This window comes from Pseudomonas sp. Con_6, assembly GCF_059379395.1.
Map to the genome: position 1 here is coordinate 4,642,010 of NZ_CM182011.1, position 11,703 is coordinate 4,653,712.

Here is an 11,703-nt window from a genome sequence, read left to right on the forward strand (position 1 = left end):
TGCGAGGTGAGCGGGCATTCTACTCGCTATGCAAGCTGTCATAAATCGACTCGGCGAGCTTTTTGCTGATTCCCGGCGCCTTGGCGATTTCTTCCGCGCTGGCGCGGGACAATTCCTGCAAGCCGCCGAAATGCTTCAGCAGGTCACGACGGCGTTTCGGCCCGACCCCGGCGACATCCTCCAGGCTCGAGGTGCGCCGCGCCTTGCCACGCCGGGCACGGTGGCCGGTGATGGCGAAGCGGTGGGCCTCGTCGCGGATCTGCTGGATCAGGTGCAAGGCCGGGGAATCGCCTTTCAGGGTGAACTCGTTGTGCACGTCGTTCAGGTACAGGGTCTCGAAACCGGCCTTGCGGGTCACGCCCTTGGCTACGCCGAGCAGGGTCAGGTCGGGCACCTGCAGGGCCTGCATCACTTCCCGGGCCATGTTCAACTGGCCCTTGCCGCCGTCCACCAGCAACACGTCGGGGAGCTTGCCCTCACCGTCCTTGATCCTGCCGTAACGGCGGGTCAGGGCCTGCTGCATGGCGGCATAGTCGTCGCCGGCGGTGACGCCTTCGATATTGAAACGGCGATAGTCGGATTTCAGCGGGCCTTCCGGGCCGAACACTACGCAGGAGGCCACGGTAGCCTCGCCGCTGGAGTGGCTGATGTCGTAGCACTCCAGCCGCTGCGGCACTTCCGCCAGGCCGAGCACTTCGGCCAGGGCCTCGAAGCGCTGGGCCATGTGCTGGCGGTTGGCGAGGCGCGCCATCAGCGCCTGCTCGGCGTTGGTCACCGCCAGCTGCTGCCAGCGGGCACGGGTACCGCGGACCCGGTGGCTGATGCTCAGCTCACGGCCACGCAGGGTCTCCACCGCGTCACGCAGGGCATCGAAGTCCTCGTGCACGACGTTGACGATCAGCTCCGCCGGCAGCTCGCGCTCGGCATTCCCCAGGTAATACTGGGCGAGGAAGGCCGACATGACTTCGGCCACCTCCTCCTCGATGCCCACCTGGGGGAAGAAGTTCTTGCTGCCCAGCACCCGACCGCCGCGCACGCTGATCAGGTGCACACAGGCACCGCCCGGGTTGACGAAGGCCGCTACCACGTCAACGTCGCCGCTGCCGCCTTCCATGCTCTGCTGATCCTGGACCAGGCGCAGCAAGGCGATCTGGTCGCGCAGCTCGGCCGCCTTCTCGAATTCCAGGGCCATGGCGGCCTTTTCCATGTCGGCATTCAGTTCGTTGGTCAACTGGTGACTGCGGCCTTCGAGGAACATCACCGAGTGGCGCACGTCCCCGGCATACTCGGCCGGCTCGACAAAACCAACGCAGGGCGCCTTGCAGCGCTTGATCTGATATTGCAGGCAGGGCCGGGTGCGGTTGGCGTAATAGCTGTCCTCGCACTGGCGTACATGGAAGGTCTTCTGCAGCAGGCTCAGGCTTTCGCGGATCGCTCCGGCGCTGGGGTACGGGCCGAAATACTTGCCCTTCTGTTTCTTGGCGCCACGGTGAATACCCAGCCGCGGGAATTCACCGTCGGACAAAAACACATAGGGGTAGGATTTGTCGTCACGCAGCAGGATGTTGTAAGGCGGGCGCCACTCCTTGATCAGCGTCTGCTCGAGCAGCAGCGCCTCGGTCTCGCTGGAGACGATGGTGGTCTCGACCTGGGCGATATGCCCCACCAGTGCGGCGGTCTTCGGCGCCAGGCCGGTCTTGCGGAAGTAGCTGGCCAGGCGCTTCTTGAGGTTCTTGGCCTTGCCGACGTACAGCAGGCGACCGCCTGCATCGAACATCCGGTAGACACCCGGACGGCCGCTGCAGGTCGCGAGGAAAGCACTTGGATCGAACACGGGGGTCATGATCAGAGGTTGGCGTCAACCATACCGTGGCGGACGGCCAGCAAGGTGAGTTCCACATCGCTGGTGACCGAGAGTTTCTCGAAGATGCGGTAACGGTACGTGTTCACGGTTTTCGGCGACAAGCACAGCTTGTCGGAAATGATCTGTACCTTCTGGCAACCGACGATCATCAGGGCGATCTGGATTTCCCGTTCCGACAGGCTGTCGAACGGCGAGGCATTCTTCGGCTCGAAGGATTTCAGTGCCAACTGCTGGGCGATCTGCGGGCTGATGTAGCGCTGCCCGGCGAAGACCAGACGGATGGCCTGGACCATTTCGTCGAGGCCCGCGCCCTTGGTCAAATAGCCCGCCGCACCGGCCTGCAACAGGCGGGTGGGGAATGGATCCTCTTCGCAGACGGTAACCGCCACCACCTTGATATCGGGGTGACTGCGCAGCAGCTTGCGGGTGGCTTCCAGGCCGCCGATGCCAGGCATCTTCACGTCCATCAGGACCACGTCCGGCTTCAGCTCGCGAGTAACCTTGAGTGCCGCCTCACCGGAATCGGCTTCGCCAACCACCTGCAGACCGTCGATGTCGGCCAGCATGCGGGTGATACCGGTACGTACCAGATCGTGATCGTCGACCACCAGAACCCTAATCAAGCAGACACCTCGCCTTACGGTCTGAATTGGATCCGGCCACCTTATCAAAAAATTGCGTGGTGGACCTAACAGAATGCGTCATGAATATGACGTCAGATTTCATTTTTTCGACATTCCTGTTTCGCTTTATCAGATCAAGCCAACGCCACTTTGCCTACAGCCATAGTGGAATTAACCGCCAAGCTTTCCAGAAGATGTCTTACGGCCTGCTGATCGGCCGGTTGCAGCCGCCGATAGCAGTCGAGCAGATGGTTTTCACCGGGACGCAGGTCGTCCAGCATCGCCGGGGTCGGCACCCCGCTCAGTACATACAGCGCATCGACGCCGCTGGCCGCCACCGCAGCGAGGTAATCGGCACGCGGCGTACGCTCGCCGCTTTCATACTTGCCCTGGGCATTGGGTTCCACCCCGCCAATGTCGCCGAATGCCCGCTGAGTGAGGCCGAGGCGTTCGCGTTCTTCCCTGAGACGTAGTCCGATACCCTTCATTTGAATACAGATCCCTTTGCAAAATACCCATTGGAGGGTAGGAAAACCCGGCACATCCGCTGCGCCGTCAACAGCTCAGCACTATGCCTGCGTTGCGAATTAGTGCACAAGACGCCCTACGCCTTTCGAAGGGGGTCAACGGACCGTTCGCTGCATGCGGATGAAGCATTCTTCCTCGCCGACTTCGTCGAATCCTTCACGTCGATACAGCTGGCGCGCCGGGTTGGACTTGAACACTGTCAGTCGCAACAGCGGCAATCGGCGCTGCCCCGCCCAACCATTCAATTCACGCAACACCCAGGTGCCCATCCCACGATTGCGCGCTTCGTCGGATATATGCAATTCGCGGATATACAACGCACGACTGTCCTGGCTCAAGCTGCAGAATCCCGCCAGCTGTTCACCGTCCATCACCCGCCATTGCTCGCGCCAGCCCCAGGCCTGGTCGAAGGCTTCGTCCAGCCAGAGCAGGTCGTACTGGCAGTAGTAACGCAGCATGCCGCGGCGGGTGAGATCGCGGGCGAAGGGCAGGTCCTGGTCGGTGGCGGGGGTCAGGTGCGGAGGCACGGTGGGGTCTCTTGGCGAACGAGTGGTTGTGTTTTTGAAGTCTGGCAGGAAATCGCATGAGGGTGGCGATGCGCCGCACGCTCTCCCCAATAAGCCCCGTGAATAAAACAAACCACCCGTATTCATTGACTGGCGTCATGGTCGCCCGCGCCTATGCTAGTACGCTGCACTGGTACAGGCAGGAGCCTGAAAATGTCACCCCCGGACCCTTTCATGACTACCCAGACCAGCGCCGTCCCGTCTTCGGACGCGCTTGCAACATCCCCCTCCGACTCGCGCGCGAGCCGTACCCCCGCCGTGGTCTTCTGCAGCCTGCTGATCGGCGCACTGCTCTATACCGCCTGGAGCGTGATCAGCGATATCCACGCCAGCGGCACGGTGATCACCACCTGGACCCCCTTCCTGCTGCTCGGCCTGGCACTGCTGATCGCCCTCGGCTTCGAGTTCGTCAACGGCTTCCACGACACCGCCAACGCGGTGGCGACGGTGATCTACACCCACTCCTTGCCGGCGCGCTTCGCGGTGGTCTGGTCGGGGTTGTGGAATTTCCTCGGCGTGCTGTTCTCCAGCGGCGCGGTGGCCTTCGGCATCATCGCTCTGCTACCGGTGGAACTGATTCTCCAGGTCGGTTCCTCCGCCGGTTTCGCCATGGTCTTCGCCCTGCTGCTGGCGGCGATCATCTGGAACCTCGGCACCTGGTGGCTGGGCCTGCCCGCCTCGTCCTCGCACACCCTGATCGGCTCGATCATCGGCGTCGGCGTGGCCAATGCCCTGATGCATGGCCGCGACGGCACCGCCGGGGTGGACTGGGCCCAGGCCAGCAAGGTCGGCTACGCCCTGCTCTTCTCGCCGCTGCTGGGCTTTGCCTGCGCCGCCCTCCTGTTGCTCGGCCTGCGCAAGCTGGTGAAGAACCGCGCGCTGTACCAGGCCCCCGTGGGCAACCAGCCACCGCCCCTGTGGATCCGCAGTCTGCTGATCGTCACTTGCACTGGCGTGTCCTTCGCCCACGGCTCCAACGATGGCCAGAAAGGCATGGGCCTGATCATGCTGATCCTGGTCGGCACCCTGCCCATGGCCTACGCGCTGAACCGCAGCGTGCCAGCCGACCACGCCCAGCAGTTCGCCATCGTTGCCGAAGACACCCGCCAGGCACTCTCTGCCTACACGACCCAGCCGCTGTTGCAGGCCCAGCCGCGGGAGGTGCTGACCACGTTCATCCGCGAACCCGAAGACAATCCGCTGCTGATTCCAGCCCTCGCCGAACTGGCCGGTACCATCGGCCAGCAGGTCGGCGGCTACGGTTCGCTGGCTGCGATTCCCGCCGAAGCGGTGGGCAACGTGCGCAACGACATGTACCTGACCAGCGAGGCGATACGCCTCATGGACAAGCACAAGCTGCTGGAGGTCGATGCGAAGACGCGACAGACGGTGCAGGCCTTCAAGCAGGAAATCGACAACGCCACGCGTTTCATCCCGGTCTGGGTCAAGGTCGCCGTGGCCCTGGCCCTCGGCCTGGGCACCATGGTCGGCTGGAAACGCATCGTCGTGACCGTCGGCGAGAAGATCGGCAAGACCCACCTGACCTACGCCCAGGGCGCCTCGGCAGAGCTGGTGGCAATGTTCACCATCGGCGCGGCAGACCATTTCGGCTTGCCGGTATCGACCACTCACGTCCTGTCGTCCGGAGTGGCCGGGACCATGGTCGCCAATGGCTCCGGCCTGCAGATGCGGACCATCCGCAACCTGGCGCTGGCCTGGGTGCTGACCCTGCCGATGTCGATCCTGCTGGCAGGCGGGCTCTACTGGTTCCTGACCCTGTTCATCTAGGCGCTGCTACTGCTGCGTAACTCGCCGATCTTCTCCAGCCGGGCCCGCACGATATTGCGGCTGATGTTCAGCAGGCGCCCGGTCTGCAGCTGGTTGCCATGGCAGAAGCGGTAGGCGGTGCGGAACACGGCTTCCTCGATGTGCTCGTAGAGGTCAGGGATGTTCTGCTCGAACAACGCGGTCAGCGCCGCCTCCAGGTCCGGCGGCGCGGCCGGCAGGCGCGGCGCGGCGAACACCGGTTCGTCCTGGCGCACGCCGGACGGGCGCATGTCCACCAGGTGCAGGTCGCCCGGCTGCACCAACTGCTGCCGGCACACCAGCAAGGCATGGTGGATGGCGTTTTCAAGTTCGCGAATGTTGCCTGGCCAACTGTGCGCCAACAGCTTGCGCTCGCTTTCCAGGCTCAAACTGGCGCGGTTGTAGCCCAGGCGCTGGCAATGCTCTTCGAGGAAAAACTCGGCCAGCGGCAGGATATCTCCCGGCCGCTCGCGCAGCGGCGGCAGGCGGATGGTCGCGACATGCAGGCGATAGAACAGGTCCTCGCGGAAATTCCCCGCTACCACGGCATCCGCCAGGTTGACGTTGGTCGCCGCCACCAGGCGCACGTTGATCGGTACCGGCGTGCGCGAACCGAGACGCACCACCTCGCGTTCCTGCAGTACCCGCAGCAGCTTGACCTGCATGTTCAGCGGCAGGTCGCCGATCTCGTCGAGGAACAGCGTGCCGCCGTTGGCCGCCTCGAACCAGCCAGCCTTGGCATTGGTGGCGCCGGTGAAGGCGCCCTTCTCGTGACCGAACAGCTCGCTCTCCACCAGGGTCTCGGCGAAGGCGCCGCAGTTCACCGCCACGAACGGCTCGCGGCCACGGCGGCTCAATTGATGGATATGGCGCGCCACCAGCTCCTTGCCGGTACCGGTCTCGCCGATGATCAGCGTATTGGCTTCACTGGGTGCCAGGCGCTCGATGCGGTTGAGCAGTTCCTGGGAGCGCGGGTCCTTGAACACCAGGACGGTGGCGCGGACCGACTTGGTCAGCTCGCGGGCGTTGGGATGGGTAATCAGCGACATGAGGGCATTCCTGGCAAGGGTGGCGCGCCTTCATAGTGCACGAAACAAATTAGAACAAATAATTATTAATTTGCATTTGTATATTCCAAAAACAGCAGTGCTGCTCCAGCAGCAACCCGGCAACAACCGTTGCGTGGCGATCAGCATGGCGGCCTGCACCCGGTAACGGCTGATTCTGCCGTAAGCCAAGCCGAACAAGGCCTGTAGCGCTTTTCCGCACATTTGGCATGGCTTTCGCTCAAGGGCTCTCGACCGTCGTTTCGTTCAAGGACCCCTCATGAAACTGCCTCGCCCCCTCGTCGTCGGCCTCAGCCTGCTGACCCTCTCCATCACTGCCCTGGCCGCTGAAACCCACGCGCCGAAACCCGACCCGCTGCAAGGCGACGGCCGGGTCTCGGCCTTCTACACCTGGGACAAGGCCATCCCCGCCACCCCGGGCAAGCTGCTGCGCAGCGAACCGCTGGAGCAGACCCTGAGCCTGCCCGGCGCCGCCTCACAGTTGCGCATCCTCTACAGCTCCACCGATGGCATCGATGACAAGACCCCGATCGCGGTATCCGGCGCGCTGTTCATTCCCCAAGGCAAGGCGCCGGAAGGCGGCTGGCCGGTGGTCACCTGGGGCCACGGCACCGTGGGCGTGGCGGATGTCTGCGCGCCGTCCTGGGCCGGCCGTTCCTACCGCGACGTGCAGTACCTGGCGCGCTGGCTGAGCGAGGGCTACGCCATCGTCGCCACCGACTACCAGGGCCTCGGCACCCCAGGCGGCCATCCGTTGCTGAACAACCGCATGGCCGCCTACGGCATCCTCGACGCCGCGCGGGCGGTGATTGGCGGCGTGCCCGGCCTGGCCAACAAGGTCCTGGTGCTCGGCCAGTCGCAAGGTGGCGCCGGCGCCTTCGCCTCGGCCGCCTACGCGCCGACCTACGCCCCGGACCTGGGCCTGAAAGGCAGCGTCGGTACCGGGGTGATCTACACCGTCGGCAGCAAGAATGTCGGCGAGCAGGATCCGGACAAGGTCGATGCCTCCCTCGCCTACGGCTTCTACACCCTGCTCGCCGCCCAGCAGTACAACCCGAAGATCGACCCGCGCGACTACTACACCGACAAGGCCCTACCGCTGTTCGAGCAGGCCCGTACCAGTTGCCTGGCGGCGCTCACCGCCGACGTCATCGGCACCGGCCTGACCCCGGCCAACACCCGCAAGGCCAATGACGGCGAACAGCTCAAGGCCTGGCAGGCCCAGGTCAGCTACCCGACGCTGAAGCTGGCGCAGCCGATCTTCATCGGCACCGGCGCGGAAGACAAGACACCCGCCGCCTCGACCCAGGTCGCCCTGATGCAGGACGCCTGCAAGGCCGGCTCCGTGGTGGAAGGCCACCTGTACAAGGGCCTCGGTCACAGCGAGACGGTCAACGCCTCGCTCAAGGACTCCCTGCCCTTCGCCCGCAAGGTCTTCAGCGGCCAGGCGGTCGCGCCGATCTGCAATCCCACCGTGCAATAAGGACATCGCCCCATGAGCATCGAATTCTTCACCCGCCTGCCGCTGCACGGCGAGACCCAGTTCCTCCCAGGGGATCCGCGTAACCGCGGCGACTGGCATCCCGGCGGCGACAGCACCGGCGCCGTCTCCGGCTTCCGTGTCGGCGACCACTTCACCTACATCGACTACCTCGGGCAGATCGCCAAGGCGGCCGAGATCAATGGCTTCGGCGGCGTGCTGATGGTCAACGCGCCCTATGGCGAGGAGCCTTGGACCGTGTGTTCGCTGCTGGCTCGGGAAACCCGCACACTCAACTACGTGGCGGCATTCCAGCCTTACCACTACACCCCGTGGGTGGCGGTGCAGCAGGCCGCGACCTACCAGCGCGCCACCGGTAACCGGCTGATCTGGAACATCATCAATGGTGGCTCGGACGCGGTACAGCGCCAGGTCGGCGATTTCTTCGAGCATGACGACCGTTATGAACGCGCCACCGAGTTCATGGATGTGGTGCGTGGTTACTGGGGCTCGGAGAACTTCCACTACGACGGGCGCTTCTTCAAGGCCGAGGGCGGTGGCTTGCGTGGTCCGCAGAAGAAGGCCGAACTGCCGCTGATCTGCACCGCCGGCTCGTCGATCCCGGCGCGGGAGTTCGCCGCCAAGCATGCAGACTTCTACCTGATGCGCGCCGAGCATCCGGACAAGATTCGCGAACTGATCGCCGATATCCGCGAGCGCGCGCTGAAGCATGGGCGCAGCGAAGTGATCCGCTTCGGCCTGTCAATCGACGTGATCACCCGCGAGACCGAGGAACTGGCGCTGGCTGAGGCCAAGCGTTTCTTCGACGAAGGTGTGGCGAAGAACACCATCAAGGCCGCAGCGGCCCATGCCGGGCTGCGTAGCGCGCGCAAGCTGAGCTACGAGGAAGAGTACGGCAGTCGCGAAGAGAGCAAGCGCTTCGATGAGTTCTTCATCTATCCGAATGTCTGGGCCGGGTTCGGCTATATCGGCATTCCGCCGGGGCTGGCGCTGGTGGGGAGCTACGAGAACGTGGTGGCGCGGATTCGCGAGTACAACGACCTGGGGATTGATGTGTTCTTCCTGGCGGGGTATCCGCACCTGGAAGAGGCTTATCGGCTTGGGGAGCATATCCTTCCGCATTTTCGCGGGGAGCGGGAGGCTTTGAAGCGGGCGGCTTTGCCTGGGTTTAAAGTGGCGGGCTGATCCCCTTCATTGCTCTTTCGGGCCTCATCGCTGGCAAGCCAGCGATAGGGCCCGAGAGAACCCCCTAGCGCAACCCGCCCTGGCGCAACCGATACTCCCCCGGCGTCACCTGCGCATAGCGCAAAAAGAACCGGCTGAAATACGCCGGATCCTTGAACCCCAGGCTATAGCAGATCTCGTTCGCCGAACTCCCGGTGAACAGCAGCAACCGCTTGGCCTCCTGCATCACCCTCTCCAGCACCAGGCGCTTGGACGGCAGGTCGGCGATGCGCCGGCACACGTCGTTCAGCCGTGCCTCGGTCACTCCGATCCCTTCGGCATAGCGCGACAGCGGCCAATGCTCCAGGTAATGCGCCTCGATCAGTTCGTTGAAGCGATGGAAAATCTGCAGGTCCTCATGCCGCGTGGTCCGCGCTGGCAGTGAACGGGCACATAGGCGCAGCAGGTTGATCATCAGCAACCGCGTCAGGCTGTGCAACGCCGCGTCCCTGCCCGCCTCCGTCCCTTCCACTTCCCCGCGCAACAGATCGAAAAGCATCTCCAGCCGCTGCGCCTCGACCAGCCCATCCAGCGCCACGCACGCCGGCGCCACCTGCGCACCCGGCGCCAAACCGGGATCGGCTTCGAGCAACTGCCACACCAGTTGCTGGCGCACCGTCAGCACATGCCCGTCGGCATCCGGCTCGGTGACGAAGGAATGAGGAATGGTCGGCGGGGTGAGGAAGAACATCGGCCCGGATTCGACGTACTGCTGGTCGTCCAGGTACACCCGCACCGTACCCGACTTGACGTAGTGCACCTGGAAGAACCGGTCATGCCGGTGCACCGGCATGTTGCGGCCGAAGAACCCGGCCAGGTTGCCGAGCTTGTCGTAGTGGACTTCCGAGTCGCTGTAGCGCTGGTCGTAGACCTGGCCGATGTTGATGTTGGGGATCGGCGTGCGATCGCTCATGTGCCCTTACCTCGTACCGCTTCTTGTTCTGCCCGCCAGCTTACCGCGCCGTCGAACACACGGCAGCTTGCATTTCGTTAACATCTTAATTATAACGTTAACACATTAACAATTATCCCCGCGGGGCACCCTGTGTCGTCCCGCCCACTGCCAGGAGAAGAGCATGAGCCGTGCCCTGCATGACGCTGCCACCGGCACCCTGTTCGGCGTCGCGCTGAACTACAAGGGGCTGCTGGAACAGCGTCTCGCCGAATTCGAACAGGCGCCGTACCAGAAGCCACCGGTCAAGCCGGTGCTGTTCATCAAGACCCCTAACACCCGCAATGGCCACGGCCAGCCGGTGGTCTACCCGCAGGGCGTCGAACGCCTGCAGGCCGGCCCGGCACTCGGTGTAGTGATCGGCAAGCGCGCCAGCCGTGTCAGCGCCGAACAGGCCCTGGAGCATGTCGCTGGTTTCACCATCGTCAACGAATTCAGCCTGCCGGAAGAGAGCTACTACCGCCCGGCGGTCAAGGCCAAATGCCGCGACGGCTTCTGCGTGATCGGCCCTGAGCTGGTGCCTGTCGCACAGGTCGCCGACCCGCACGCCCTGGACATCCGCCTGTTCATCAACGGCGAAGTCCGCCAGCAGAACAGCACCGCCAACCTGGTGCGCGGTATCCCGCAACTGATCGCGGAAATCACCGAGTTCATGACCCTGCATGAAGGCGACGTGCTGATCACCGGCACCCCGGAAGGCCGTGCCGACGTCAAGCCGGGCGACCAGGTCGAAATCGAAATCACCGGGCTCGGCCGTCTGGCCAACCCGATCGTCGCCGAGGAGGCTCACTGATGAAACACGCTCGTATCCGTTTCCAGGGTGACGTCCACGCGGTGACCGTGGAGGCCGACAACGCCGTGCGCCTGGCCGATGGCCGCCTGATCGCCGAAGACCAGGTCGAGTGGCTGCCGCCCGCCATCGGCAGCATGTTCGCCCTCGGCCTGAACTATGCCGACCACGCCGCCGAGCTGGCCTTCGCGCCGCCGACCGAGCCGCTGGCCTTCGTCAAGTCGCCGGGCACCTACACCGGCCACAACGCCATCACCTGGCGCCCGGACAACATCAAGTACATGCACTACGAGTGCGAGCTGGTGGCCGTGATCGGCAAGCCGGCGCGCAACGTCAAGCGCGAGGACGCCCTGGAGTACCTGGCGGGCTACACGGTCTGCAACGACTACGCCATCCGCGACTACCTCGAGAACTACTACCGCCCCAACCTGCGGGTGAAGAACCGCGACTGCACCACCCCGGTCGGTCCGTGGATCGTCGACGTGGCCGACGTGCCGGATCCGTCCAACCTGACCCTGCGCACCTGGATCAACGGTGAGCTGAAGCAGGAAGGCTCGACCCGCGACATGATCTTCGACATCCCCTACCTGATCGAATACCTGTCCAGCTTCATGACCCTGCAACCGGGCGACATGATCGCCACCGGCACTCCGGAAGGCCTGGCCGACGTGGTGCCGGGCGATGAAGTGGTGGTGGAAGTGGAAGGTGTCGGCCGCCTGGTCAACCGCATCGTCAGCGAAGCCGAGTTCTTCGCTCACTACAACAAAACCGAGGCATGAACA

General features: G+C 64.1%; 11 protein-coding genes. 5 read left to right on the forward strand and 6 right to left on the reverse strand.

All coding sequences use genetic code 11. The annotated features are described in order from the left end of the window. Window positions 1-19 precede the first annotated feature (19 nt). From uvrC to AC5QPF_RS20580, 4 genes are all read right to left on the reverse strand, one after another. Complete coding sequence (uvrC, locus tag AC5QPF_RS20565) at window positions 20-1,843, reverse strand: excinuclease ABC subunit UvrC (RefSeq protein ID WP_494959640.1); 1,824 nt, start codon at window positions 1,841-1,843, stop codon at window positions 20-22. 2 nt (window positions 1,844-1,845) lie between these two features. Beyond that, window positions 1,846-2,487, reverse strand: coding sequence for a response regulator transcription factor GacA (gene gacA, locus AC5QPF_RS20570; protein WP_042125913.1), 642 nt, complete (start codon window positions 2,485-2,487; stop codon window positions 1,846-1,848). A 134-nt stretch (window positions 2,488-2,621) separates the two neighbouring features. Then, entirely contained in the window at window positions 2,622-2,975 is a 354-nt protein-coding gene (locus AC5QPF_RS20575; protein ID WP_494959641.1) for a helix-turn-helix domain-containing protein, read from the reverse strand. Between the two features lie 135 nt (window positions 2,976-3,110). Then, the gene (locus tag AC5QPF_RS20580; RefSeq protein WP_494959642.1) at window positions 3,111-3,542 is read right to left on the reverse strand and encodes a GNAT family N-acetyltransferase; all 432 of its coding nucleotides are present in this window, start codon (window positions 3,540-3,542) and stop codon (window positions 3,111-3,113) included. Between the two features lie 213 nt (window positions 3,543-3,755). Between AC5QPF_RS20580 and AC5QPF_RS20585 the strand changes: the two genes are divergently transcribed. Next, window positions 3,756-5,369, forward strand: coding sequence for an inorganic phosphate transporter (locus AC5QPF_RS20585; protein WP_494959643.1), 1,614 nt, complete (start codon window positions 3,756-3,758; stop codon window positions 5,367-5,369). On the opposite strand, the gene AC5QPF_RS20590 is transcribed toward AC5QPF_RS20585, so the two are convergent. Beyond that, window positions 5,366-6,436 carry a sigma 54-interacting transcriptional regulator gene (locus AC5QPF_RS20590; protein ID WP_494959644.1) on the reverse strand — a complete coding sequence of 357 codons (1,071 nt, stop codon included), beginning with the start codon at window positions 6,434-6,436 and terminating at the stop codon, window positions 5,366-5,368. The genes AC5QPF_RS20585 and AC5QPF_RS20590 overlap by 4 nt on opposite strands. Before the next feature lie 277 nt (window positions 6,437-6,713). Between AC5QPF_RS20590 and AC5QPF_RS20595 the strand changes: the two genes are divergently transcribed. Continuing rightward, on the forward strand, window positions 6,714-7,937 hold the full coding sequence (locus tag AC5QPF_RS20595) for a lipase family protein (RefSeq protein WP_494959645.1): 1,224 nt from the start codon (window positions 6,714-6,716) through the stop codon (window positions 7,935-7,937). Window positions 7,938-7,949: 12 nt separating this feature from the next. Next, a complete protein-coding gene (locus tag AC5QPF_RS20600; protein WP_494959646.1) occupies window positions 7,950-9,140 on the forward strand; it encodes an LLM class flavin-dependent oxidoreductase in 1,191 nt (396 codons plus the stop codon). A gap of 64 nt (window positions 9,141-9,204) precedes the next feature. Here the strand turns inward: AC5QPF_RS20600 and hpaA are convergent, their stop codons facing one another. Then, window positions 9,205-10,092, reverse strand: coding sequence for a 4-hydroxyphenylacetate catabolism regulatory protein HpaA (gene hpaA / locus AC5QPF_RS20605; protein WP_494959647.1), 888 nt, complete (start codon window positions 10,090-10,092; stop codon window positions 9,205-9,207). Between the two features lie 163 nt (window positions 10,093-10,255). Here hpaA and AC5QPF_RS20610 point away from each other — a divergent pair, with 163 nt between their 5' ends. Together AC5QPF_RS20610 and AC5QPF_RS20615 are read left to right on the forward strand one after the other, a co-directional pair. Beyond that, a complete protein-coding gene (locus AC5QPF_RS20610) occupies window positions 10,256-10,924 on the forward strand; it encodes a fumarylacetoacetate hydrolase family protein (RefSeq protein WP_494959648.1) in 669 nt (222 codons plus the stop codon). Further along, window positions 10,924-11,700, forward strand: a complete 777-nt coding sequence (locus AC5QPF_RS20615) for a fumarylacetoacetate hydrolase family protein (RefSeq protein ID WP_494959649.1) — start codon at window positions 10,924-10,926, stop codon at window positions 11,698-11,700. Before AC5QPF_RS20610 ends, AC5QPF_RS20615 begins: the two co-directional genes overlap by 1 nt. The last annotated feature ends 3 nt before the right edge of the window (window positions 11,701-11,703 follow it).